Source organism: Haloarcula mannanilytica, assembly GCF_005406125.1.
GTDB classification, from domain to species: domain Archaea; phylum Halobacteriota; class Halobacteria; order Halobacteriales; family Haloarculaceae; genus Haloarcula; species Haloarcula mannanilytica.
Genome location: NZ_BIXZ01000003.1, coordinates 227,596 through 252,389 on the forward strand (window position 1 = coordinate 227,596; position 24,794 = coordinate 252,389).

Consider the following 24,794-nt stretch of genomic DNA (forward strand, 5'->3'; position numbering starts at 1 on the left):
GGTGCGGGTCGACTCATGACCCATGCGGATCGACGTACACACCCACTACCTGCCGGAGCAGTTCGTTGACCTCTTGCTGGACATGGACACCCCCGTGGGTCTCGAAACGGACGGCGACCGGCTATATATGCGCCACCAGTTCTCCGGGACGGCGAGCGTCGCATCCGGAAACCGCATTCCGGTCAACGAGGGGTTTATCGACCTCGACGCCCGCCTCGCGTGGATGGACGCGCACAATATCGACCGAACGCTCGTCTCCGTCTCAACGCCAAACCCGCTGGCTTCAGCGTTTACGACCGACCAGTCGACGCGGCTTATTCACGCTATCAACGACGGCTTCGCGGACGCGGCGGCAGCCTCTTCGGACCGCCTCACCGGGCTGGGCATGCTCCCACTCCGGGACCCGGAGGCGGCCAGGGCAGAGGTCGACCGAATCGTCTCCACCTCGGGTCTCTGTGGCGTTGCACTCCCGACCGCCCTCCCCGACGGTAAGCTCTCTGCTCCCGAACTGAAGCCCGTCTTCGACGCCATCGACGACCATGACCTGACAGCATTCGTCCATCCACATGGCAACCGGCTCAGCGAGATGCTTGACGAGACTGAGTCCTTCCTCAACCCGCTTGTCGTCTTCCCCACTGATACGACACTCCAGGTCGCCCGGCTCATCTACGACGGCTTCTTCGATGACCACGATTTCGATGTTGTCCTCGCGCATATGGGTGGCGCCCTGCTCCATCTCGCCGGGCGACTCGACCGGGGTCGCCGGGAGATAGACGATCCCGCTGCGCGGCCCGACCGACCCATCATCGAGTACTTGCAGGAGTTCTACTACGATACCATCTCGTTTCACCGGCCCGCTTTCACCGCAGCGGTCGAAACGGTCGGCATCGACCACTTCGTGTTCGGGACGGACTACCCGTTCGACGAGGAGGACATCGACACAGCACTGGCCGACATCAGCGCCGTCGTCTCAGCCGAGGGAGACAGGGAGCGCGTGATGGGAACGACCGCGACGGACTTGTTCGACCTGTGAGCGCGACCGTGCAGGCATGGATTTTTACGGGACGAACTGGCTGCGGAGAAACTACCTGCTCCGTACTTGGTGAACTGAACGAAAGAAACGAACGCAACGAATAAAACGAACGCATTGATAGCAACGAGTGTGTTTACCTCAATGATTGTAACGAACAGTTGGTTTTAACTTCGTCGTAATCCTCTCACCGAGTGAAACGACCGCATCAAACGTGGCGAACTAAACGACCAAAACAACCAAAACGAACGAAACGAACACAACGAGATAAACGAAGACAATGGCCGACACCAATACCGCACGAATCACGGTGGCGAATCAGAAGGGAGGCGCTGGGAAGACGACTGACGTTATTCACACAGGCGGGGCGCTAGCTGCCCGGGGCTACGATGTCCTCCTGGTCGATATCGACTACCATGGGGGGCTCACCTGCTCGCTTGACTACGACGATCTGTACTACGATACCGACCGCACGACGCTGTTTGACGTACTCGATTTCGACCAGATGGAGTCGGTGAACGACATCATCGTCGAGCACGAGGAATTCGACATCCTTCCCGCGAGCGAGAAGCTCGCGAACAACAAGAACATCCAGACCCTGCTTGAAGCGCCGAAAAGTCGGGAACGACTGGAGATGACTCTCGACGAACTCGACAAGGACTACGACTACATCATCGTCGACACGCCGCCGTCCCTGAACGTCCTTACCGATAACGCCCTCGTCGCGACCGGGAACGTTGTCATCCCCGTCATTCCCGAGAAGCTCAACGCCAACAGTCTCCAGATTTTCGCAAAGCAGCTGAGCTCCCTCGAACAGGCGTACGGAGACATCAATCGGCTCGCGATTGTCTGTAACCGTGTCGAGCAGAACGCCGAACACCGCGACACTATCGAGGAGATCAAGTCGGCGTACTCACTCCCAGTGTTCGAGATTCCGAAGCGGACCGATCTCTCCCAGTCAATTGGCGAGGGGGTGTCCGTCTTCGGCTTCGGGAAGGAGAACAAGCGCGTCGAGGATGCACGCGACCTGTTCAACGATATCGCCGACCTGTTCGACGAGACGTTCGAGAAGACCGCGCCTGAAGAGGTGGAAGCATGACCGACGGTTGGGGCGACGCTTCCGGCATCGAGGGCAACTACGAAGAAGACGATGCGGTCGATTCCGACGAAACGAGTGAGGTGAGTGAAACGGTTGAAACCAGTTCATCGACCGAAACGACCGAATCGAGTTCAACGAGCGAAACGAGCGAAACGAAGACGAACATCAAGGACGAATGGAACGGGCGGACGATATACATACCCGACGATGTCCTCGACGAGATGGAGGATACCTACCTCGAATCCCAGCTGAAGCTCCGCAAGGCGGGCCAGGACGAGTTCAAGAAGAACCGCCACTTCTACCCGCTACTCGTGCAGTTCGGTGTTGAAGCGCTCTCTGAGGCGGATCCTGAGGAAATCCAGACGCGGCTTTCGGAACTCGGCGACGAATGATCTCGTACAGAACCACAACCTCGGCGGATGGAAATGATGTGTGCCGTTATTTCGACACCGAGTGTTGTTGACTAACTGGTCCGGATACCTGCACACGGTGGGAACTGTTTTGTCTGTCTCGAACAGGCGAGCGACAGCGTCAGCGATGGCGTCATCGGAGGACGAGCCGGTACCGCTGCGTGCTTAACTGGACACGGCCGTCTAAGGCGTAACAAAGCCGGATTGGAAAAAGATTTAGGGTGGCCTAAATAACGGACATCTTATGACGGCCGAGTACTCAGGAAAGCAGACGAAATGTACAGAGGATCAGCTGTCCGAGAACACAGTTGAGTACATCGCGTTTCTCACCCGTTCTGAACACCGTTTTCACGTGCTCACTCTGTTAGCAGACGGTGCCAACTCACGTGAGGACTTGCGCGACCGGTTAAACGTGGCTCGAGTCACCCTGAGCCGCATTCTCGGTGACCTTGCGGACCGGGAACTCATCTGCCGACGAAACGCCGATAGGAGCTACGAACTAACCTCTTTTGGTGAAGCCGTGCACCGGGACCTCGTTCGGCTTCAAGAAACGATCACGGTGGGGCAAACCTACCCCAAACTGATTTCGCGACTCCCGACCGACTGGTTCGACTTCGACCTCCGTTGCCTCGCCAACGGGGAACACGTCCATGGGGAGAGCCAAGACCCGCTTGCAGCCGCCCGTGTTATTGCCAACGCCATCAAAGGTGGTTCCTCGTGTGAGTCACTCGTCGGGACGTTCACTTCACTCCCAATGTATGGGCACGAACAGGCCATCCGGAACGGGACTGATTCCGAGGTACACGTTATATTCGATTCGAACGTTACTGAAACGATGCTAGAGGACGAGTCTCTGCACACGAAGTGGCGGGAAATCGAGTCCCAGACTGGTTCGACCGTATACTTCAGCCTCGATGAACCTGTCCCCTGCACTGTCGATCTCGTTGACGGCGAAACTGTGTTTTTCACCGTTGCTCGGGATCAAGAGACTGGGTTCGACATCATCTCGTGTTCCCATCCCGACGTGATAGCGTGGGCCGATCGGGTACTTGATGAGTACCGTGATCGTGCGGTGCCCCTCGCTGAACGGACACTCGACGTGGACGGCTGAGAGTGAACACCCCGTGTCATCCGTAACACACCGTGAATATCGTTCATACTGTGTCGAATCGAACAGCGAGAATCAATAAGTTGTTTTAGGGCATCCTAAAGAGCATGGCACATCGACGCCAGATACTCGCAAGTAGTGCTAGTCTCATCGCCACGGCTCTCGCCGGCTGTGCTGGAAATGCTGCCGATGGAACGGACAGCACGGACCAGGTGACGAGTACCGCAACCGACACTGGTACCGTCAACGGGACGGACAATCCCGAAACAGCGGCGTCTGACTCGACACCGTACACGGTCCAGATGGAACCCAACGACCCCTACACGTTTGAAGAAGTTCCGGAGACGTACGGTGTCGGTACCAGCCCCTTCATCGACATGGGGATGGCACTGGGCATCCACCCGACAGCGACTACCGGCCTCGAACGCGCTCCGCTGAAGTTCTACGACCTCCTCGACCTCGGGTTCGACGAGAGCCGAGTCACGAAGATCGCCAGCGACGCCGAGTCCGGCTACGATAAGGAGAATTTCTACGCCGCAGACGCTGATGTCTGGCTCATCTCCCGAAACAACATCGGCCGCTACGTCAACTGGGACGACTCCGACTTCGAGGACGTTGAGTCCCAGACGGGTCCCTTCCTCGGCACGACGCTTCGCTTTGCCCCGCAAGCCGCCGTCCAGGACGAACCGAATCCGTACACAATGTCCGAGGCCTTCGAGAAGGTCGCGGAGATTTTCCAGCGCCAACAGCAGTTCCAAGCCTGGCAGTCGCTCCACGACGACCTTACGAGTACTATCGAGGACGGACTCCCGCCGGAGGACGAACGCCCCACGGTCGCCGCCATTTGGCGCGGCGTTAGCCCCGACACCGGACGGTTCCGAATCGCGCCTCTCCACCGCCTCGGCAACAACACCAAGTCCTACTATCGCCTCGGCATGCAGGACGCCTTCGAGGGACAGTACCCGGACGGCCCGGTCGGCTACGAGGAACTGCTCCGCGCTGACCCTGATTACATCGGCGCAGTCGGCGCACTCACGTCCACGACACACGAGGAGTTCGTGAACACCGTCATCGAGCCGTTCGAGAACAACGAGGACGGCCAGCAACTCCGAGCCGTCCAGAACGGCAACGTCATCCGGAGTGGCGGCCAGTACATGGGTCCTATCGTCGACCTGTTCTCTACCGAGGCTGTCGCGAAGCAGGTCTACCCCGACGAGTTCGGGGAGTGGCCCGGTCCCGTCGGTGACGTTCCAGAGAGCGAGCAGCTCTTCGACCGCCAGCGCCTCATCGACATCGTCAACGGGGATCTGTAGGATCGATGGCGGAACTGTTCGACCGGCTTGCGGACCGCCAAGCCGCAGCCAGCCGTTGGTACACCGACTCAACGCTGGCGGGCGTCGCGCTCGGGAGCATCGCAGTGTTGGTCGGCGCGACACTCCTTCAGGTGAGCTTCGGTGCGTTCCCGCTGACACTCGGAGAAGCATGGGGTGCAGTCTTCGATCCCAGAATCCTGTTCAGCCTCGAAGCCTGGCGGGGATTCTTGCTCGGCGCTGACAACCCTGAGTGGTTCACCCAGCAACAGCACATCGTCTGGAATATCCGCCTGCCGCGTATCCTCGTCGGCGTGCTCGTCGGTGCGAACCTCGCTGTTTCCGGCGCGATCTTCCAGATTATCACCCGGAACGAGCTCGCCAGCCCATACATCCTCGGCGTCAGCGACGGCGCGGGGCTCGTCGTGCTGGTCGTCCTGACGGCGTTCTCCGAGGTACTCCCCCTCGTGCCCGTACTCGCCGCAATCGGGGGCGGAGCGGCGTTCCTACTGGTGTACGTCATCGCGTGGAAGAACGGAACGAGTCCCGTCCGGCTGGTACTGGCTGGCGTCATCGTTGGCACCGTCTTCGGGTCAGTTCAGCGTGCACTGTTCTTCTTTATCGACGACCTCAGCACTGTGATGTCTGCACAGGCGTGGCTCTCCGGGTCGCTGCTGAACACCGACTGGGCGGAGGTCCGCATTGCGCTCCCGTTTACCGTACTGGCGCTCGCGCTCGCGTTCGTGGTGACCAAGGAACTGGACGTGCTCGCGCTCGGCGAGGAGACGGCAGATTCCCTCGGTATGCCCGTCGAGAAGATGCGGTTCGCGGTCGCCGGCATTGCCGTGCTGTCGACGGCGGCAGCTATCGCGGTCGCGGGCCTCATCGGCTTCGTCGGACTCATCGTCCCGCACATGGTCCGGAACGTCGTGGGCGGCGACTCGCGGCGGCTCTTGCTCGGGTGTCTGTTTCTCGGGCCGGCGCTGCTGGTCGGTGCCGATGTCGGCGCGCGCCTCGCGCTCAACCCCATCCAGCTCCCGGTCGGTATTATCACGGGACTGGTCGGTGGTCCGTACTTCCTCTATCTGATGCGGACGACCGAGAATCTGGGTGAAGTGTGATGCAGGACAACGAGATGCCGCACAAGCGCGCATCGTGCGGTGAATCCACGGGTGCTGGCCCGGACGCGACGGCGTCGCGGACGGCTCTCGATGCGGACGAACTCGTCGTCGGGTATCCAACCGCCGACGAACCGGTCATCGACGGCCAGACACTCGCTGTCCCGGAGGGCGAGGTGACGGCGCTCATCGGTCCGAACGGCAGCGGCAAGTCGACACTGTTGAAAGGGCTCTCGAACCGACTGGAGCCCGAGGACGGCCGCGTCCTCTTGGACGGTCGGCGCGTCGACTCGTTCGAATCGAAGGAACTCGCGCGGAAGCTCGGGCGACTCTCCCAGCAGAACACTGCACCCGACACCATCAGCGTCGAAGAACTCGTCGAGCGCGGGCGCTACCCCCATCAGGGATTCTTCGAATCGCGGACCGAGAGTGACGAGCGAGCCGTCAACGAAGCAATCGCGATGGCCGGCGTCGAACACCTCCGCGACCGTGAGGTCGGCACGCTCAGCGGCGGGCAGACGCAACTCGTCTGGATCGCGATGGCAATCGCTCAAGACACCGACGTGTTGCTGTTAGACGAGCCGACGACGTTCCTTGACCCGCACCACCAACTGAAAGTGATGCAGATCGTGGAGACGTTGCGCGACGACAGCCAGATGACCGTCGTGCTCGTCCTCCACGATATTGCGCAAGCGGCGCGGTACGCCGACAACGTGGTCGCGCTCAAGGACGGCTCGATGGAGGCTCGCGGACCACCCGAGGAGGTGATCACAAAACAGCTCCTCGCGGATGTATTCGACATCAAGGCAACAGTCATCGAGACGGAGTATGGCCCACAGGTCGTCCCAATCGAACCACTGGATGACGACGAGTCCCAGTCCAGTCTTTCACGGTCCGAACGGACCGAATCACGACCTGACTCGCCAGACTGACAGTCGCTCGGTTGAGCGAAAAATTCTATGCTTATGCGACCGGAGTACTGCTCAGTCCCCTCCGACGTGAATCGAACTGGAACGGAGCACACGGAAGCGCAGAGTCAGTCAGTGACACAGGAACATATTATTTAGCTGAAAGTAGGCGCTAAGCCCCCTTCCTCAGCGAGCGCCGACCGAACGGGAGGCGCGAGCAGGGAGGGGATACAGCGCCGCACAGTTCTCATATACAATTCGGTGGCAGGACTACAGGCCCACGCAATCGCAATGTTCTTGCAGTGGGGTAGCATGGTATTGACCGAACCCAATGGAGTACGACCTCGACTCGGGAGCGCACTCGACGTATTCCCTGCACTACCACCTGATACTCACCACAAAGTATCGGCGCGGGGTGCTAACCGAGGAGCGAACCCAATTCATTCACGAGGTCATCAGCGGGTTCACGGACAACTACGGTGTCGAACTGACGAACCTCGATGGCGAGGACGACCACGTACACATCCTGTTCCGAGCGAAACCAACCACGGACCTCGTGAAGTTCATCAACACGGTCAAGGGCGCAACCGCCCGCCGTATCCGCAACGAGTACGCGGACGAACTGAAGACCGAACTGTGGGGCGACTCGTTCTGGAACGACTCGTACTGTCTCATCTCGACGGGGCAGGTCTCGCTGGATGTACTGAAACAGTACGTAGAGGACCAACGCGAGTAGCGCCATGTACTACGCCTATAAGTACCGTCTCAACCCCTCCGAAGTCCACCGTGAGGAGTTGGACCGCCACCGAGACATTTGTAGGCAACTGTACAACCACACGCTCTACCGCCTCAACGAGTACCAAGACGAACACGGTGAGATCCCGTCCATGACCGCACTTCGGTCGGAACTGCCCGACCTCAAGAAGTGGTGGGACGACCTCTCGGACGTGTACTCGAAGGTTCTCCAAACCGTCGTGGAACGCCTGTTCGACAACCTCAAAGGACTCTCGGCGCTCAAGAAAAACGGCTACGGCGTCGGTCAACTCAAGTGGAAGCCGCCACGGGAGTTCCGTAGTTTCACGTACAGTCAGTCTGGCTTCAAGCTCGACAAGAAGGGCGGTCAGACTGTGCTGTCGCTCTCGAAACTCGCGGACATACCGATTCGGCTCCACCGCGCCATCCCCGACGACGCCACGCTCAAGCAGGTCACGCTGAAGAAAGAGCCGACAGGTGAATGGTTCGCCACGTTCGGCGTCGAAATGGACCGTGAACCACCCGAACCGCCTGAGAACCCCGAGAAGTGCGTCGGTATCGACGTTGGGATTCTCAAGTACGCCCACGACACCGACGGTACGGCGGTCGGGTCCCTCGACCTGTCTGATGAACGTGAGCGGTTGGAACGTGAGCAACGGAAACTCTCGCGGAAGCAACACGGGTCGAACAACTACGAGAAGCAGCGACGGCGCGTCGCAGAGTGTCACGCGTCCCTCAAGCGCAAGCGCCGTGACTTCTTGCACAAACTCTCGAACTACTACGCTCGGGAGTACGACCTCGTGGCGGTCGAAGACCTGAACGTGAAGGGGATGATGGAAAGTCGGTCGAACAGCCGCAACAGGGCCTCTGCCGCGTGGCGAACGTTCCTCTCGTTGCTCGAATACAAGTGCGAGCGTGAAGGAACGCACTTCGTCGCGGTCAACCCGAGAGGGACGACCAAGGAGTGCGCGTCGTGTGGCGTTTCGACCGACAAGCCGTTGTGGGTCCGTGAACACTCCTGTCCCGCCTGCGGGTTTGAGGCGGACAGGGACGTGAACGCGGCGTGGAACATCCTTTCTCGCGGTCTACAAGATGTAGGAGTGGGATACTCCGAATCAACGCCTGTGGAGACTGGGCTCCCTGTGGATACGCCTGTATCTGCAAAGCGTGTCGTGGAAGCAGGAAGCCCTACCCTCACGGAGCGAACGGCGTCAGCCGTGAGCGAGTAGGGTAGGGTAGTTCACACAATTCAGGCGGCTTTCCACGGATTTATGGTTGTGATTACGGTGACCATTAGTTATGAGTAGTACTGGTAGCGCATCTACCGACCGGATTACCATCTCTACGGAGCATCCTTGGTATTTCGAATACAAGGGCGAACCAGTAATCCTCATTGGCGGGTTTGAAGACGATAATCCATTCCAATGGACCGGTGATGAACTGACTGAGGCGCTGGATATACTCGAGTCAAGCGGCGGGAACTTTCTCCGAAACGTTCTCTCATATCGTGATGACGGAGATGTCCCTCCTTTTGCGGAGGTTGAAGACGGAATATACGACCTCGATGAGCTGCACGAGGAATTCGAGGATAGACTTATTACTTTCTTGAAAGAGACACAGAAGCGTTACCTGGTTGTCCAGATTACGTTTTGGGATCAGTTCGACCATTACGGCCGGTGGTCGGATGTCCCGTGGAATCCGGAAAACAACGTGAATTATACACAAGCGGAGTCCGGCCTCCCCGATGAGTACGATGCTGAAGAGGGTGAGGTATCGACCTTCTATAATTCCGTCGCGGAGGGCAATGACTTCCTGCTGGGCTACCAGGAACAGTACATCGAATCGATCCTTGATTGCACGCTCCCGTTCGGGCACGTCATTTATAATATCTCCAATGAGTCGCGGACCCCTCAATCGTGGGAACGACACTGGCTTGAGTTTGTCCGATCATACGCCGAAGAACAGCTTCCCCAGGCCAGCGGTCGAACCCCTGAGCACCAACACGACGACGCTACCAAGACACACGATGGAATCGTTAACGTCACCGCGATGCGGATCAGCCCCGGTGAATCAGTGTCACGGGCGCTCGGGAATCCCGACCTGTATTCACACGTTGAAATTTCCCAGAACAATCAGAACGCCGAAGGGGCAGTTGGGCAACAGCACTGGGACAATATCCAATCCTGGCGGGCTGAACTCTACTCACAGGAAGCGGTTCGGCCACTGAGCAACGAGAAAATCTACGGCGGCGTCGAAGCCGAACAGGGAGATCATCAAAAGTGGGCTGCAGGGACGGCACAGGAGGCGATTGCACGCTTCTGGCGGAATCTAATTGGTGGCTGTGCGACCGCCAGATTCCACCGTAGTGACAGCGGATGGGGACTCGGCCTCCGAGATGTGGTCCAGCGACAACTTGCGTCTGCACGAATGCTACTCGATGAGGCTGATCTGATAGCAGCCACCCCGTCAAATAGTCTCCTTCGGGATAGAGATACTGAACACCTCGCTGAATTCGCCCGAGAAGACGATGAAGCGTACTGTGCCGCCAACAGGGATCGGGGAGAATACATCGTATACTTCCCATCTGGCGGTCGCGTCCCGTTCGATGCAGCCGACACGTCTGGGTCGTTTAGTGTCCGGTGGCTCGATATCGATACCGCAGAATGGGCCGGCAAGTCCAGTGCAAGCGTTGCAAACGAACAGATCGAACTTGAAACACCGTCAGAATCGGGATGGATAGCTGTACTCCGCGAAGAGTAGTTTACTAACGCAATTCTATCCCCACTCCTATATACTGGCAGATGCGACTATATTAAATCTAAATATTACGTAAACATCTTCGAATTGGATTACCTTATCGAAATAAGTAATAAACGCCGATTAAATATAGTTTCATCAATCTCGTTCATGTCAATAGTAGCCGCTCACTACCACTGGATATCTCTTACTACCGTTCGATAATTCTCTCTCACCGGATCTCGCTGCCAGACCGGCATACAGTACAGCAAAAAGAAGAGTGTTCTGAGCGATTTCTATTCTACGGTAAAGTCGTATGTACCGCTTCCAGCCGAAAGGACAAGGTCACCACTCTCGTGGTCTATTGACAGGATACCCTCAGGGGCCCCATCTGCGAGCGACACGCCGGATTCGACGACCGTGTGGTCGCCTGCGTCAGGAAGGCGGACCGTGGCGTCGGTGTTCCAGGGAACGGTCACTGAGAGTTCATAGGCACCATCACAGTCCCGCGTCCAGTCGACTATCAGTTCGCCGTGTGGGGTTTCGACGCTCGCTGACGCCCATTCGAGGTCGTCGACGAGGCGAGGCGCGATAGTCACGTGTTCCGTGGCCGGGCGGTCCTCAAACCGGATACCGCCCAGTACCTCGTAGAAGAACTCGGAGACGTGGGTAAAGGGCGAGTGGTTCAGTGAGTTCATCCCTGACCCGACGCTCTCGTCTGAGTCCCACCGCTCCCACATCGTCGTCGCACCGTTGCGCGCCATATAGACCCAGCCGGGCTGCTCCGGCTGACTGACGACCTCGTACGCGAGGTCAGCGTGGCCGTGGTTGGCGAGCGTCTGGATCAGCGGACGCGTGCCCAGGAACCCGGTTTGCAGTTTCCCGCCGTCTTGCCGGACCTTCTCGGCGAGGTTCTCGACGACGAGGTCTTCCTTCTCGTCAGGAACCAGACCAAGGAACAGCGGCACGGAGTACGACGACTGGGTTCCCGGTCCGTAGACACCCTCCTTAGGGTTGAAGTAGCGGTCGTTGAACGCCTCGGCCATCTCCTCCGCGTAGCCGCGGTACTGGTCCGCGTCGGTCTCGTTCCCGAGGACGCTGGCGATCTTTGCGAACGTGTCCACGACCTGGTACACGAAGGCGGTGTTGAACAGGTCATGAGGGAGCCCCCGCCGGCCGTCGATGTTCTCGAACGCGAGCCAGTCGCCGAACTTGCCGTAATCATCGGGGACGATACCGTCTTCCGTGACGGAGTACCAGTAGTCGACGTACTCGCGCATCCCCTCGTACTGCTCGCGGAGAATCCCTTCGTCGCCGTCGTGGAGGTAGCAGTACCACGGGACCATCACGCGCGTAATCGACCACGTCGGGTCGGCGGGGTCCTCGTAGGCTTTGTTCGGAATCACGTCGGGGACGTACCCCATATCCGACGCGACATCGCTGTGGTCTCTGGCCCACTTCTCATCGAAGCGGACTGCGTCGTAGTTGAACAGGAGCGACCGCGTCGAGATTTGAGCGTCGCCGGTCCAGCCAAAGCGCTCGTCGCGCTGTGGACAGTCCTCTGGGATGGAGTGGGTGTTACCGCGTAGCCCCCACACAGAGTTGTGCTGGAGTTGATTGAGGTCCTCGTTCGAGCAGGCGAACTCGCCTCGGCGGTCCATCGCCGTGTGAACGACCTTAGCCGTCACGTTCTCGGGATTCAGCTCGCCCGGATAGCCCGAGACCTGCGCGTAGCGGAAGCCGTGGTAGGTGAATCGCGGCTCGTAGATTTCGCTGTCGTCGCCCCGTGCGATGTACGTGTCACTGGCGTCAGCGGTTCGGAGGTCCGTCGTTGAGAGGTCACCCGCCTCGGTGAGCGTTTCGGCGTGGCGCAGGGTGATCTCGTCGCCCGTGTTCGGGTCCTCGATCTCGATTTCGAGCCAGCCCGTGAGGTTCTGCCCGAAGTCGAGAATCGGACCCTCCGGGTGATCCTGGACCTCGTCGACGTCGAACGTCTCGACGACTCGCATCGGCTGGATGCGCTCGGGGCGGAGTGTCCCACCCGGTTCGTCGACGACCGCCGCCGCGTCCCAGTTTGTGTCGTCGAACCCGGGAGACTCCCACCCGTCTGCTTCTTCGCGGGCGTCGTAGACCTCGCCGTCGTAGATGTCGTTCTCGGACAGCGGGCTCTTACGGGCCCGCCAGTCGCCGCTGGTCGCGAGTGTCCGGGTCGTCCCGTCCTCGAATTCGACCGTGAGTGTGGCCCTGGCGCGGGGCGCTCCGTCCGACACCCAGTAGGAACTGCTCTTTGCGAACCAGCCGCGGCCTATCCAGAGACCCAGCGCGTTTGTCCCCTCACTCAGCCTGTCGGTCAGGTCGTGGCTTACGTAGAGGACGCGATGCTCGTAGTCGGTCCAGGCGGGGTCGAGCTGTCGGTCGCTCACGCGCTCGCCGTTGACGTGCAGTTCGCCGTACCCGACGGACGCGAAGTGGATTCGCGCCGACGAGACCGCTTTCTCAAGTTCGAACTCCGTCCGCAACTGCGGCGAGGTAGATGCTATTCGAGACTCCGTGTGACCGTTCACGAGCTGTGCTCGTCCCCACGTATCGGACTCGTAAGACGACGACGCTTGGACGGTTCCATCCTGGGCCAGGTCCGTGTCGTCGTCGCCCTCGACGGTCAGCGCCGCGAGCGCGAAGCACTGCCAGGCGCTCGTTGCCTCCACCTTCCGGTCGTCGCTCCGGATGTGGGACTCGTCGTCCGTCGACGGCGTCACCTCGAAGAGGTCCGTGGCGACCACCCGGACATATCGACCCTCGGCGTCGAGGTCGGTGTGTGTTCGAGCCGAAACTTCTTCCTCAGTCGGGACACCGACGGGTTCTTCATCGGCTCTGTCGTCGTCGGCTGTCACGGTTGCGACGACGGTTGCGTTCTCGAAGTCAGGGTCGTCGGCGACCTCGATTCGGTACGCGTCGGGGAAGCCGAACCCCTCTATCGGGTTCTCCGACCACGAGATGGTCACGGCCGTGTCGTCGGGCGTTCGTACGACATCGACCGGACTTGATGGGTGGAGGGTGACAGTCGAAAGGTCGCGCCGCTCCCCGAGGTCTACCTGTACCCACTCTTCGCCGTCCCAGTCGCTGGGGCGCCACCGCGAGCGCCAGCCGTTCGTGTCGCCGCCGTCGGGCTGGTGGGCGATCCAGTCACCGCGCCAGTCTTCGGGCTCCAGTGCGGTCGAGAAGGTGGCCGGTTCGGCCCACGGCGTCTCGCCGATGTCTGTCCAGAGCTTCACTGACCAGTAGTACGTCTCGTCGGCTGCGAGTTCGGGTCCGTCGTGAACCACGTCCGTCGCGCGGTCCGAGTCGACGCGACCCGAATCCCAGAACGTCCCTCGTCCCTCGGCGACGGCATCGCGGTCGCGACTGACGATGACCCGGTAGGCCGTCTGCTCGGCTCCCCGCCGGTCGGTATCACAACGCCACGCGAACCGCGGCGTGCCGGTCGGATCGACGTTGACGGGATCGTTTTCGTACTCGACACGCAAGTCTGTCGGCGGACGTATTTGCTCCTCTCCGTCGGGTGCTGACATAGAATGGACCACTTTTCCGGTCGGCTTAATTCTTTGGCTCGCCCGCGCCGGATTGCACTGGTCTGGAAGGGTCGGTGCCGGTTCGAGAGCCGGAAGGAACCTTCATAATAGAAAAATCTTAATGCCTGCGTCATCAATCGAACTATATCCTATGGGACAGCTTAGCTTAGAGAACATCACCAAAGAGTTCGGCGACGACAACGAGACGATCGTCGCGGTTGACGACCTGGATATAGACATCGCTGACGGGGAGTTCCTGATTCTCGTCGGTCCGTCAGGCTGCGGGAAATCGACCACACTTCGGTGTATTGCGGGCCTCGAACAGCCCACGAGCGGAGACATCGTCCTCGATGGAACGCCGGTCACAGAGCGGAAGCCGAAAGACCGGAACATGGCCATGGTGTTCCAGAACTACGCGCTGTACCCGCACATGACGGCGCGGGAGAACATGGCCTTCGGCCTCAGGATGACGACTGACCTCTCGAACGATGAAATCGATGACCGCGTCATGGAGGCGGCCACCCTGATGGGCATCGAGGACCTCCTCGAAAAGAAGCCGGGCGAGATGTCCGGCGGCCAGCAACAGCGCGTGGCGCTGGGCCGGGCTATCGTCCGGGACCCGGAAGTGTTCCTGATGGACGAGCCGCTGTCGAATCTCGACGCAAAGCTCCGGACGACGATGCGAACTGAACTCCAAGATCTCCAGCAGGATCTGGATGTTACCACCATCTACGTCACGCACGACCAGACCGAGGCGATGACGATGGGCGACCGCATCGCAATCCTCAACGACGGGGAACTCCAGCAGATCGGCACCCCGGAGGAGTGCTATAGCGAGCCGGAAAACAAGTTCGTCGCCGGCTTCATCGGGTCGCCATCGATGAACTTCTTTGACGTATCACTCTCCGACGGCCGATTCGTGACTGATGATTTCTCAGTATCGCTCTCCGAGAGCGTCCGAAACGAACTGGCCGGTATTGACTCTGAGTTCGTCATGGGGATTCGCCCTGAGGAAATCCTCAGCGGAGAAGACGCAGTAGGCCACGAAGGAGCGTTCGAAGTCGATGTCAACGTCGTCGAACCGCTCGGAGACATCACGTACATCTACACCGAAATCAACGGTACCGAAGCCACGATCAGTGTCGACCGGAACACGGATCTCGAAGCTGGTGATCGTCTTACGGTTGCCTTCCCCGAAAGCGAGATTCACGTCTTCGACAGGACTGCGGGGGACGCCCTGATAACCCGTGGCGAACCCACCGAGGAGGATCTCGTATCCAGCGAAGCCGACTCCGAAACAACCGAGGCATAGTGTCTCCCTTTTAGTATCGTTCTCGTCCCACTGGACGGCCTCTGTTCATTCCTTTTATTCAGATAGTTAACGAGGAGTGGCAGTCTATACCGCCGGAGATACGTGACATGGGCCGTCCCGGAGCGGATGGCGCCTGGACGCCAACCGTCTCGGTGGACTATCCGAGACATTCTCTGGGACTCCCGGGGAAGACTCTAGTAGCCATTGGATGTCACTACACACCGACGTATGACCGCGGTGTGATCGGTATCCGAATCGTTCAGGCGTTACTGTAGTTCACGCCAAAAGCGAGGAACAGCCCCTCTTGTTAACCGGATTACTGTTTGTAAGAAGGAGTTAGTCAAGAATCGAAGACCGAAGTTGATCTCAGCCCTTGAGACCACCGACGACGAACCCGCGGACGTAGTACTGTTGCATGGACACGAACAGGATGACCATCGGGACGAGCGTGATGGCCGTCGCTGCCATCAGCGGTGCCCAGAGCGTGCTGGTCTGCCCTTGGAAGAAGCCAAGCGCAACTGGGAGATTGAAGAGTGCGGAATCACGCGCCAGGATCAGCGGCCAGAGGAACGAGTTCCAGACCGTGATGAACGTGATAATCCCGAGCGTCACGAGCGCGGGCTTCAGCATCGGCACGACAATGCGCCAGAACACGCCGAAGCGCGAACAGCCGTCGATGAGCGCGGCGTCCTCCAAGTCAGAGGGCAGTGTCTTGATGAATTGCCGCATCAGGAACACCCCGAACGCACTGTACGTGTGTGGCAGGATGATCCCAAGCCGCGTGTTCACGAGCCCGAACTGGTTGAACCACGTGTACACGGGGATGAACAGAATCATCGGCGTGATCATCAGTGTGGAGACAATGGCGAGGAAGGTGATATCCCGACCCCTGAACTCCAGGCGGGCGAAGGCGTACCCCGCGAGCGTGTCGATCGCGAGGATGATGAGCGTTGCCCCGCCGGCGTAGATGATTGAGTTAACGAAGAAACCGACAAACGGCTCGTCGAGTAGTGCCGTGTTCCCGACCCAGACGTTGGTGTAGTTCACGAACGACCAGGTGTCGGGAATGAGCTTCGGCGGCGTCACGGGCTGCCAGCCCTCGCCCATGAGCGAGATCAGGATCATCATGACGTATGGTCCGGCCGTCAGCAGCGCCAGAATCGACAGATACGCGTGCGCTCCGAGACGCTCGAGTCGACCCTGTAGTGTGTCGGCGCTCTCGAACAGCCGTTCGTGTTCGGAACTCATCGGACTGTCACCTCACTGTCGCGCGTATCGGTGTCGTGTGTTCGTTTCATTGGTAGTACTCCGTGTTACCCTGGAGCGGTTTGTACAACACTAGCGCCAGGATGGCCGTGACGAGGAACATCCCGATCGCGACCGTCGACGCACGGCCGAACTCGTTGTACGTAAACGCCAGTTCGTAGACGAGATAGGAGGGCACCATCGACGCGTTCAGCGGTCCACCCTGGGTCATGACGAACACCGTCGCGAATCCGAGTCGGGTTACCATGACCAGTTGAATGACGACCAGGAACAGCGTCGTCGGTTTCATCAGCGGCCAGATGATGTACCGGATGCGCTGATACTTGTTCGCACCGTCCATCGCTGCCGATTCCATGACCGACGACGGGAGCCCGGAGAGGGCTGCCATGTATATCAGCATCGAGAGCCCGAACGACCAGATAACCGACATGATAACCGACGGGATGGCCAGGCTCTGGCTCGACAGGAAGGGGATGTACTCCCCGATGACGCCGAGTGCCAGCAGCATCGAATTCACGATACCACCCTCGTTGGGGAACAGCATGAGCCGCCAGATAATCCCCCAAATGACCGGTGGACCGGCGACCGGGATGATGAACGCGATGCGGTACAGCGTGCTCCCACGGAGCTTCTCCCGGAGGAGCAGCGCCGCCGTGAACGAGAAGATGATATTGGTTGGTATCTTCACAGCGCCGATGAGCAGGACGTTCCTGACTGCCGTCCACCAGACGCCGTAATTGATCAGCCACCTGTAGTTCTCGAGGCCGACGAACTCCCCAGGCAGATTGAGGAGCGACGAACTCGTGAAACTCAGGTAAATGCCGAACACGAGCGGGAAGCCGAGCACGAAGAGGCCGATGGCGAGTTTCGGGGCCACGAACAGCCATCCCTCTATCGACTCCTGACGCTGTAGCGAGAGGTTATCGAACAGGGACCGGGTTCCGGTCGATCCCTCATCGGGTAGTTCTATCGACTGTTCTTCTGATTCTGAGGCCATATATGTGGGTGCATGTCGTAGGTAAAAGTAGTTTTGTTCCGAGCGCTACCGTCCGTGGTCAGTTCACGGGACCGGCTTGTGGCTCAGGCGCGTTGTACCCGATGCTCTCCGGGTCAACCTCGGTGTCGCCAGCCTCTTGGATGAGCTGTCCCCACCGCTCTTCTCCCTGCGTAAATCGCCCTTGCGGGTCGGAGTTGTTGCTCTGGGCCAACTGTTGGAGCACGCCGCCCATGGCGTCGTGGACGCGGCCGCTGCCGACGCTCTGTGGCGTAGTCGTGATGGGGTTGCCAGCGGCGTTCGTGGCGATGTCCGAGTACCGGTTCAGAATGGCTTCCTGTGCGGCGGGGAAGTCTTCCATCGCCTGGTTGACGCGTTCCTGCACGGCCAGCCCGCGTGTCTGCTCGACGAAGTCGGAAACGCCTTCCTCTTGCATGAGGTTGTATGACTCCCGGTTCGGGATGACCTGCGAGGAGGTGTTGAACCAGTTGTACTGGTTCCGGGCGTTGTTTCGGAATTTGATGAACTCGGCTGCCTCCTCGGGGTTCGCGCCGACTTCCTCTTTGAATGTGGTAAACAGGATCGTCGCGTTGACGATACTCGGGCCGTACACGGCAATGTTCTCGTCACCGTTTTTCGTCGGGTACGGGATGATCTCGAACTCGAAGTCAGCCTGGTCCGCGAACTCCACCCGCGAGAACGTTGTATGGTGGAGCAGACCGACCTGTCCCGAGCTGAACGGATCCTGCATCTCGAGGTGTTCGTAGGCCATCGGATTATTGGTCCAGCCGTTCTCGATCGGCGTCCCGAAGAGGGCGTTCCAGGCGTCGACCTCGGGGTCTGAGGCGGCCGTGAGAACCGTTTGGCCGTCCTTGTTTTCATAGCCATTCCCGACGAGACTCCCGGCTGTCCGAGAGATTTGTCCGATGAAGCTACTGCTCCACTCCTGGTTCGACACGGCATCGGACAGCCCGACACCGGTTCCGTTGACCGTTGTTCCGTTGACCTCAGTCCCGTTGATCTGCTCGACAGCGTTGAGGTACTCTTCCCAGCTCCAACTGCCTTCCGGCAGGTCACCCAGGCCCGCGGCGTTCCAGGCGTCGACGTTGACGTACATCAACCCCGGGCTGAGACCGCCGATGAAGGGAATGCCGACGACCCCTCCCCACAGGGACTCCTGGACGTTCATGTACGGATCGTAGAACTCGTCGAGAAAACTCTCGTCGACGTAGTTGTCGATGTAATCGTAGGAGGCTTCCTGCTCGATGGTTTCTCGGTCCTTTCCGGCGGGATCATAGTACTGGCGCGTGAATGTCCAAGCGACATCAGGCGCGTCGTTGGAGCCGATGGCCGTTCTGACAGCCTGTGCATGGTCACCGAACGGGTTGGTAACCGTTTCGACCTCGATTCCCTGTTCAGCTCCGGGGCCTTCGTTGAACGCCTCAACGATATCGTCTTCTCCCTGGTTCGACGGGTCCGTTGAGTGGGGCCACCGCCAGTACTCAATTGTGGTAACGCCGTCGGTATTGCCGGTCGTCGTCCCGGATTCGCCGTCGCCGCCCCCACTACAGCCAGCCAGTGCAGTCAAGCCAGTCGCACCGGTTGCTGCGATCATTTGACGCCGGGTCAACCGACCTTTCGATCGTTCAGTTCGTTCACTGGTCGTGCCGCTGTCTCCGTCGGACATATTCAGATTCTATACGGCAACCCACATAAACATACTCATTGATGATGTATATGGAACAGGTGTTCATAGCGTGTGTTCGCAGTCCTGATGCATCTGAACCGGTGTTTTCAAGCCCAAACGGACACTTTGAACGCCAATGACGACTCACAGAGAAACCGGGGCATCGTTGCGGTGGTGTGATCCATGAGCTACCGGCAGACAGTACGGAACACCGTGCAAACGGGGACCTCAAATTTCGTCGGTATCACGCTCACGAGCGCCGTGGTCAGTCTGACGGCCCTTCCGCTCGTCGCCACGATTCCGCTCGGGCTCGCTGCGGTCGTCGGCGGACTGTGGACATCGTGTCTCCTGTTGGGCGTCGCACTGGTCGGCTTATTCCAGTTCGCGCACACTGCCGCCGACCGCGGCGTTGGAATTTCTGCGTTCCCGCACCTGATTGGGGCAGCAAAGCGACCGCGCGTCGGGCTCGAACTCGGTGTGGGCACATTCGTGGTGGTACTCGGGGCGCTGATGGCCGGCCTTGCTCCCGACGGGGTGCGGGCGATTGCCGTCGGTGTCGCCCTGTCTGTCCTCGTGTGCTGGTACCTCGTCGTTGCATTAGCGGTCCCGGAGCTGGGCACTGGCGTGGCGTTCGGACCGGCACTCCGTGCGGGGGCCGACCGATTCGCTCGTTCCCCTACCACGGCTGTCTGGTTTCTCCTGCTCTCGACAGTCTGTGCGGCTGTTGCGGGTGCCACCGTCGTAACGTTACTTCTGTTTTTACCCGGGACGCTCGGACTCCTCGCGGCACATGTCGCGGCCGACGTTGCGAGTGCCGATGAACTTCAGACCACTGGTGGCGAAGCGGAGACCTAAACCGACGCGGAGGGGGCCGTCACTCGGTGTCGGTTTCGGCCGCCCGTTGGACAACTGCGGTACCGATAAAGAGAACGAATCCGGGCAGAACCACGGCAGGGGCGATAATTAGCGGGATCATGATGAGCGCCCAGCCGATGGCCTGGACGACGAGCCAGACAGCTGCGACCGGTCGCTCCAGAATGAGTCGGCCGCCATCACGGAACGATGCGCTGACGCTTTGCGGGTCCCCGTCCGACGCCCAACAGGTCAGTGCGAAGACAGCGAGTGTGAACCAACCGACCACGGCATACGCCCCCAGCAATATGACGCTCAGTCCGGGGACACCTGTCAGTGGATTCTGTGCGAGAACCAGTGCAAGAGCGGCCACAAGGAATGTTCCGGAACCGACCGCCGCTGCCATCTTCGGGCCGTCGCTGATTCCCTCCCAGAAATAGCTGGTTCCGAGCGACACCTCACGCTCCAGAACAACTGTTGCGATGCGTGCTCCGCCTACGCCGACTGCACCAAGCATGAACGATGATGTCCAGAGACCGACCAAGCCGCCGAACGCACCGGCTAGAAATATGCCGGTGAGAAACGGAAGTAGCGACACCGAAGTGGCAATGCTCACCAGAATGACGGCAAACGGATTGCGGATCGTGACCCGGACCGCCTTCACCACCGTATCGGCGTATTTCATACCTGTTTATAAGCAGTATACCGTATATATTCCGCGGTCGAGTGTGTCGGTACCGGCCACAGAATGGTCTGGTGGAATGGTGAAAAATCGACGATGTTAGTGCAGAATCTGCCAGTTTGGGCCAGTCGATTGCAGAATTTAGATACTACTTCGTCGTTGATTTGGTCGCTTCGGTGGATGTAACTCTCTACCTTGTCGTTCCGGTATAGACGGAAAAATATCATGGAATCGTGGGAGAACACTTGTCTGTGTCTGGAGATGGGCGTCTTATCGCATATATCGGTGCTACAGATGCCTCCACGACCAGTGACCGTATAGTACTATCTCCAACCATCCGATAATAGCGGATATATCTAGTTGGGGGCCATTAGGCCGACCAACGGGTTCGAGTGACCCATCGCGTATGTGCTATACGCTTGTTTCGGACCAGTTAGATCCTCCGTTGGGGCACTCCAGGAACTCACTATACGTTCATTGGGTTGTGTTCGATGCCCGAGAACGCAGCTGTAACTACATAGAAACAATAGTGGTATTATTATTCTATTTCGAGTAATGAATTTCACCGTCTATCCGGCAACACCGGATTGATCGATACACTAATTACTGGACTCCCGGATATTGTGGCAAAGCCAATTGGTTTTTGTCGCAGTCAGTCCCTTCTTCGAGTCTCTTATCGGTTCGGTCAGACTCTCTCACAGCGTATCACATTCAATCTGAATCGACAGATCCGCTAAATGTCTGCATCTGAACGTTGCTCGTCATTGTACAAGCCAAGAACCGATCAATATTCCGAACTGTCATGCTGGGTTTCATTAGCTAATATGTCTGATTCGGAGGCGGACATAAGTCAAATAACGAACGTACTAATGTTATTTGAATCTCCAATAATTCTCAGGCGTTCCTTCTGTCTCAGCCACTAACGGAAGTACAGAGACTGTTATATCCAGCCGGTGGAGCATTCTACCACAGCAATGTCACAAATATCAGCACCTCACAAAGCGGTTAGATAGAACGCCTGCTTGCTGAAGGTGTGTTCAAAACTCAACAAGCAGGCTGTGAAATGCACGAAGATCAACTCCGTAACTTCCACGTCAACCAACTTGACGAAGATGTTTCTCTCAGCATTGGCGACCAACAACGAAGCGTTTGCCTAGATACTCGCAGACAAACTCGACACGGACATGCAGGACCATTGACCCGACTGACATCGGGGGACGCAACGACCGCGCCGGTAACCCATTGTCCCGATACCGCGGACAACCCGCTGTTGTGCTGAAAAAATGGGGCCAGCCTGCTGTCGGTGACAGCTTCTCGATGCCCTCGAATGATCTGTGCCTAGAATATTGATTCGAAATCCCTTGTGACGCTGATTCGGTGAGTATTGTAGTTTTATTCGGTGCCTAGAGATATCAGAGAGAATATAAACTTATTCTTGGTTATTTCGTAAATATTAGTGAACCCGATACACTCATATTGGGAAATAACCGGCAGATGTGCACACAAAGGGAATAAGGAACTTACTAATTTCGATTTGGACACCTCTTATTCGGTAACTATACAGTTTAGAGTGGATATTTCACGGAAAGTAACGTTCAACTGGACAATATCTCGATCCCGGATTCGAATCGTACCTGTGCGCGTTATTTTGAAACGACCTTTCGGACGACATATGTTTCGTAGTCAATCACTTCTCCCCACATAACCGGGTCAGACAAGAGATGTGCTCGAACGGTGCCGCGGTTGCCCGCTGGTGCGGGCCGACCGCGGCCTGTGGTACGACTGGCCACTCGAACTGCTACACTGCGAGTACGAACGTGAAACGTGGGAGAAATCGGTCACTTATCGAAGCCTGGTTCGGCCCATTCAAATACCGAACCAGACGCTTCTGGTATCGATTTCCGTATCGCAGTTCCACCAACTCAACCAGATCGTGGCTCAAAGCCTTCGCCACACTCCATAATGCTACTCTCTAACCTTGACACCGTTCACTACATCACCGTCATACTTCTCTGTCCAAAGTTGAATGCCAAACTCGAGTTTCGTACGTCTCCACTCTTGAAGACGGTATAATCACAGTTTGACCTTCCACGAAGTACTTATCTTCACCGGAAGATGGGAGTGATATGAGTCGCCGTCCGTCCCTCACGCAGGCCCAGCGTACTCTCATTGCCACTGAGACAGTCAAACGCGTCACCAACCACCGCCATTCCCCGTGGGAGGTTAAGATACACCGTAGCCGGCCGAACAGACAATGAATCTCGCCCTTCGTCCGGTCTTACTCGCTGCCGCAGACTTCGGTGTCGGCGGCCTGCTCTACCAGCAGGTCTCTACGGCCCTTGGCGTCATGCTGGTCATTGCTGGGATGTTGGTCCTGTGTAGGGTCATGTACCAGGTGCTGAGCCATGGCAGCTCGGTGCTTTGGCGTCGTGTCCAGAGAGCTTCCGTCAGCATGACCTAAGACGCATGTCCAGCCACGTGGTCCTCTTTGCGATATTTGCATTCGTCTGGGCACTGGTGGCGTTCGCCATCGGTATTGACGCAAGCAGACGGGACCGCCACGGCGGCTTCTGGGCCGTTGTGACCTTTTTGACCGGGCTGTTTGGGCCCGTCCTCTATGGGCTGGTTGTCTTGACCACGAGTGACCCGACCGACGGCGGAGAGTCAGACGACGAACCGGACTCCGGGCTGGTTCGCGTCTGTCCCACCTGCTCGTCAAAGTGCGATCCTGCAAAGCACTACTGTGGTGAATGCGGGGATGAACTCGGTCCTGAGGACGAATCTCCGGTCGGACGGCGGCTCAAAACCGGCTCAAAGCGTTATTGTAGCAACTGCAAGTCCGAGGTTGATCACACGGCGAACACCTGCCCAAGTTGCGGGGCCGTTTTTTAAACGTTACTGAGACGTACACATTTGCTAATCAGGCACATGCAGACAACTACGGCTACGAGCATCCTGACGCATTCGTGGGTAACTCTTGGCGAATGTGTTATGATGACAGTGAGTGTGAGCGATTCGAGACTGAGGTGATGCCGACGCTGAAGGCGGAGGGACAGTGGCGGGGTGAGGCAATCGGGACTCGGAAGGACGGGACAACGTTCCCACAGGAGTTGTCCTTAAGTATGACTGACGACGGACGGGTAATCTGTATCGTCCGGGATATCACCGAGCGCAAGGAGCGCGAACAGCAATTGGCCAGACAGAACGAGCGTCTCGAAGAGTTTACGAGCGTCGTCTCTCACGATCTTCGAGGCCCGTTGAGTGTGGCAAACGGGCGACTGGAGTTAGCGCGTGAGGATTGTGACAGTCCGCATTTGGCCCAGGCTGGAGAGAGCGTCGAGCGAGCCATTGACTTGGTAGAAGATTTGCGTGGGCTCGCCAAAGAGGGGGCTAGCGTTGGAGCAGTCGAATCGGTCGAGTTAGCGGACGTTGTCGAAGAGGCCTGGGAGACCATCGAGACGAACGAGGCAACACTAACTATCGAGACGAATCAGAAACTGCCCGCAGACCGGAGTCGACTACGACAGTTATTCGAGAATCTCTTTCGAAACGCAGTCGAACACGGCGGTGAGGGAGTATCAGTCCGAGTCGGATGGCACGAAAGTGGGTTTTACGTGGCCGATGATGGCCCAGGGATCCCACCAGCTGATCGCGAGCAGGTGTTCGAAACTGGGTATTCGACGGCTGAGAGTGGGACCGGGTATGGATTGAATATTGTTTCCGAAATCGTAGCGGCACACGACTGGGAGATTACGGTGACTGAGAGCGATGCTGGTGGTGCACGGTTCGAAATTACTGGCATCCAATTCGCTGCTGAATAGATCATCTGTAATTAGCAGACAGTTATTATAAGCTACAGACGGATCCAGGACACATCAGGTCTCATACTGCTGAGTCGCATATTCCTCTATGCTCTCCCGCATTTGTTCGTTAGTATGGCGATCTCCGTGCTAGTCGCCC

Annotated in this window: 19 protein-coding genes; 14 read left to right on the top strand and 5 right to left on the bottom strand. The window is 58.3% G+C overall.

The features are described 5' to 3' along the window. The first annotated feature begins 22 nt into the window (after positions 1-22). The 10 genes from Harman_RS11760 (at position 23) to Harman_RS11805 (ending at position 10,496) form a co-directional block, all read left to right on the top strand. Entirely contained in the window at positions 23-1,033 is a 1,011-nt protein-coding gene (locus tag Harman_RS11760) for an amidohydrolase family protein (protein WP_137683987.1), read from the top strand. Positions 1,034-1,310: 277 nt separating this feature from the next. Next, positions 1,311-2,129, top strand: a complete 819-nt coding sequence (locus tag Harman_RS11765) for a ParA family protein (protein WP_137683988.1) — start codon at positions 1,311-1,313, stop codon at positions 2,127-2,129. Then, the gene (locus Harman_RS11770; RefSeq protein WP_137683989.1) at positions 2,126-2,521 is read left to right on the top strand and encodes a hypothetical protein; all 396 of its coding nucleotides are present in this window, start codon (positions 2,126-2,128) and stop codon (positions 2,519-2,521) included. Before Harman_RS11765 ends, Harman_RS11770 begins: the two co-directional genes overlap by 4 nt. 262 nt (positions 2,522-2,783) lie before the next feature. Continuing rightward, positions 2,784-3,650, top strand: a complete 867-nt coding sequence (locus tag Harman_RS11775; protein WP_137683990.1) for a helix-turn-helix transcriptional regulator — start codon at positions 2,784-2,786, stop codon at positions 3,648-3,650. Between the two features lie 104 nt (positions 3,651-3,754). After that, positions 3,755-4,960 (top strand): ABC transporter substrate-binding protein, encoded by a 1,206-nt coding sequence (locus tag Harman_RS11780; RefSeq protein ID WP_137683991.1) that lies wholly within the window; start codon positions 3,755-3,757, stop codon positions 4,958-4,960. A 5-nt stretch (positions 4,961-4,965) separates the two neighbouring features. Continuing rightward, positions 4,966-6,078 carry a FecCD family ABC transporter permease gene (locus Harman_RS11785; RefSeq protein ID WP_137683992.1) on the top strand — a complete coding sequence of 371 codons (1,113 nt, stop codon included), beginning with the start codon at positions 4,966-4,968 and terminating at the stop codon, positions 6,076-6,078. Beyond that, a complete protein-coding gene (locus Harman_RS11790) occupies positions 6,078-7,007 on the top strand; it encodes an ABC transporter ATP-binding protein (RefSeq protein WP_137683993.1) in 930 nt (309 codons plus the stop codon). The genes Harman_RS11785 and Harman_RS11790 overlap by 1 nt, the downstream gene beginning before the upstream one ends. 307 nt (positions 7,008-7,314) lie before the next feature. Beyond that, positions 7,315-7,719 (top strand): IS200/IS605-like element ISHmu6 family transposase, encoded by a 405-nt coding sequence (tnpA, locus tag Harman_RS11795; protein WP_137683994.1) that lies wholly within the window; start codon positions 7,315-7,317, stop codon positions 7,717-7,719. A 4-nt stretch (positions 7,720-7,723) separates the two neighbouring features. Beyond that, complete coding sequence (locus tag Harman_RS11800; RefSeq protein WP_137683995.1) at positions 7,724-8,965, top strand: RNA-guided endonuclease InsQ/TnpB family protein; 1,242 nt, start codon at positions 7,724-7,726, stop codon at positions 8,963-8,965. Between the two features lie 70 nt (positions 8,966-9,035). Continuing rightward, positions 9,036-10,496, top strand: a complete 1,461-nt coding sequence (locus Harman_RS11805; RefSeq protein WP_137683996.1) for a DUF6298 domain-containing protein — start codon at positions 9,036-9,038, stop codon at positions 10,494-10,496. A 272-nt stretch (positions 10,497-10,768) separates the two neighbouring features. Here Harman_RS11805 and Harman_RS11810 read toward each other — a convergent pair whose 3' ends face one another. After that, on the bottom strand, positions 10,769-14,041 hold the full coding sequence (locus tag Harman_RS11810; protein ID WP_137683997.1) for an alpha-L-rhamnosidase: 3,273 nt from the start codon (positions 14,039-14,041) through the stop codon (positions 10,769-10,771). 151 nt (positions 14,042-14,192) lie between these two features. Here Harman_RS11810 and Harman_RS11815 point away from each other — a divergent pair, with 151 nt between their 5' ends. Further along, positions 14,193-15,353: an ABC transporter ATP-binding protein gene (locus Harman_RS11815; protein WP_137683998.1), complete on the top strand. Its 1,161-nt coding sequence runs from the start codon at positions 14,193-14,195 to the stop codon at positions 15,351-15,353. A gap of 366 nt (positions 15,354-15,719) precedes the next feature. Here Harman_RS11815 and Harman_RS11820 read toward each other — a convergent pair whose 3' ends face one another. Genes Harman_RS11820 through Harman_RS11830 form a run of 3 tightly spaced genes read right to left on the bottom strand, consistent with a single transcriptional unit; the run spans position 15,720 to position 19,300 of the window. Beyond that, on the bottom strand, positions 15,720-16,601 hold the full coding sequence (locus tag Harman_RS11820) for a carbohydrate ABC transporter permease (RefSeq protein WP_137683999.1): 882 nt from the start codon (positions 16,599-16,601) through the stop codon (positions 15,720-15,722). Positions 16,602-16,647: 46 nt separating this feature from the next. Next, positions 16,648-17,616, bottom strand: a complete 969-nt coding sequence (locus Harman_RS11825; protein WP_137684000.1) for a carbohydrate ABC transporter permease — start codon at positions 17,614-17,616, stop codon at positions 16,648-16,650. A 58-nt stretch (positions 17,617-17,674) separates the two neighbouring features. Continuing rightward, positions 17,675-19,300, bottom strand: a complete 1,626-nt coding sequence (locus Harman_RS11830) for an ABC transporter substrate-binding protein (protein ID WP_137684001.1) — start codon at positions 19,298-19,300, stop codon at positions 17,675-17,677. A gap of 183 nt (positions 19,301-19,483) precedes the next feature. Here Harman_RS11830 and Harman_RS11835 point away from each other — a divergent pair, with 183 nt between their 5' ends. Beyond that, positions 19,484-20,155: a hypothetical protein gene (locus tag Harman_RS11835; protein WP_137684002.1), complete on the top strand. Its 672-nt coding sequence runs from the start codon at positions 19,484-19,486 to the stop codon at positions 20,153-20,155. A 19-nt stretch (positions 20,156-20,174) separates the two neighbouring features. Here the strand turns inward: Harman_RS11835 and Harman_RS11840 are convergent, their stop codons facing one another. Then, positions 20,175-20,837, bottom strand: coding sequence for a hypothetical protein (locus Harman_RS11840; RefSeq protein WP_137684003.1), 663 nt, complete (start codon positions 20,835-20,837; stop codon positions 20,175-20,177). Positions 20,838-23,300: 2,463 nt separating this feature from the next. On the opposite strand from Harman_RS11840, the gene Harman_RS11845 reads away from it, so the two are divergent. Further along, positions 23,301-23,726, top strand: coding sequence for a zinc ribbon domain-containing protein (locus Harman_RS11845; protein ID WP_137684004.1), 426 nt, complete (start codon positions 23,301-23,303; stop codon positions 23,724-23,726). Further along, on the top strand, positions 23,708-24,655 hold the full coding sequence (locus Harman_RS11850; RefSeq protein ID WP_160140684.1) for a sensor histidine kinase: 948 nt from the start codon (positions 23,708-23,710) through the stop codon (positions 24,653-24,655). Before Harman_RS11845 ends, Harman_RS11850 begins: the two co-directional genes overlap by 19 nt. The last annotated feature ends 139 nt before the right edge of the window (positions 24,656-24,794 follow it).

Bases quoted from the DNA above. Each gene is read 5' to 3' on its own strand.
- Harman_RS11835 (WP_137684002.1), top strand. From the start codon at position 19,484: ATGAGCTACCGGCAGACAGTACGGAACACCGTGCAAACGGGGACCTCA.
- Harman_RS11810 (WP_137683997.1), bottom strand. From the start codon at position 14,041: ATGTCAGCACCCGACGGAGAGGAGCAAATACGTCCGCCGACAGACTTG.
- Harman_RS11760 (WP_137683987.1), top strand. From the start codon at position 23: ATGCGGATCGACGTACACACCCACTACCTGCCGGAGCAGTTCGTTGAC.
- Harman_RS11815 (WP_137683998.1), top strand. From the start codon at position 14,193: ATGGGACAGCTTAGCTTAGAGAACATCACCAAAGAGTTCGGCGACGAC.
- Harman_RS11820 (WP_137683999.1), bottom strand. From the start codon at position 16,601: ATGAGTTCCGAACACGAACGGCTGTTCGAGAGCGCCGACACACTACAG.
- Harman_RS11765 (WP_137683988.1), top strand. From the start codon at position 1,311: ATGGCCGACACCAATACCGCACGAATCACGGTGGCGAATCAGAAGGGA.
- Harman_RS11790 (WP_137683993.1), top strand. From the start codon at position 6,078: ATGCAGGACAACGAGATGCCGCACAAGCGCGCATCGTGCGGTGAATCC.
- Harman_RS11845 (WP_137684004.1), top strand. From the start codon at position 23,301: ATGTCCAGCCACGTGGTCCTCTTTGCGATATTTGCATTCGTCTGGGCA.
- Harman_RS11770 (WP_137683989.1), top strand. From the start codon at position 2,126: ATGACCGACGGTTGGGGCGACGCTTCCGGCATCGAGGGCAACTACGAA.
- Harman_RS11785 (WP_137683992.1), top strand. From the start codon at position 4,966: ATGGCGGAACTGTTCGACCGGCTTGCGGACCGCCAAGCCGCAGCCAGC.
- Harman_RS11800 (WP_137683995.1), top strand. From the start codon at position 7,724: ATGTACTACGCCTATAAGTACCGTCTCAACCCCTCCGAAGTCCACCGT.
- Harman_RS11805 (WP_137683996.1), top strand. From the start codon at position 9,036: ATGAGTAGTACTGGTAGCGCATCTACCGACCGGATTACCATCTCTACG.
- Harman_RS11840 (WP_137684003.1), bottom strand. From the start codon at position 20,837: ATGAAATACGCCGATACGGTGGTGAAGGCGGTCCGGGTCACGATCCGC.
- Harman_RS11830 (WP_137684001.1), bottom strand. From the start codon at position 19,300: ATGTCCGACGGAGACAGCGGCACGACCAGTGAACGAACTGAACGATCG.
- Harman_RS11775 (WP_137683990.1), top strand. From the start codon at position 2,784: ATGACGGCCGAGTACTCAGGAAAGCAGACGAAATGTACAGAGGATCAG.
- tnpA (WP_137683994.1), top strand. From the start codon at position 7,315: ATGGAGTACGACCTCGACTCGGGAGCGCACTCGACGTATTCCCTGCAC.
- Harman_RS11825 (WP_137684000.1), bottom strand. From the start codon at position 17,616: ATGGCCTCAGAATCAGAAGAACAGTCGATAGAACTACCCGATGAGGGA.
- Harman_RS11780 (WP_137683991.1), top strand. From the start codon at position 3,755: ATGGCACATCGACGCCAGATACTCGCAAGTAGTGCTAGTCTCATCGCC.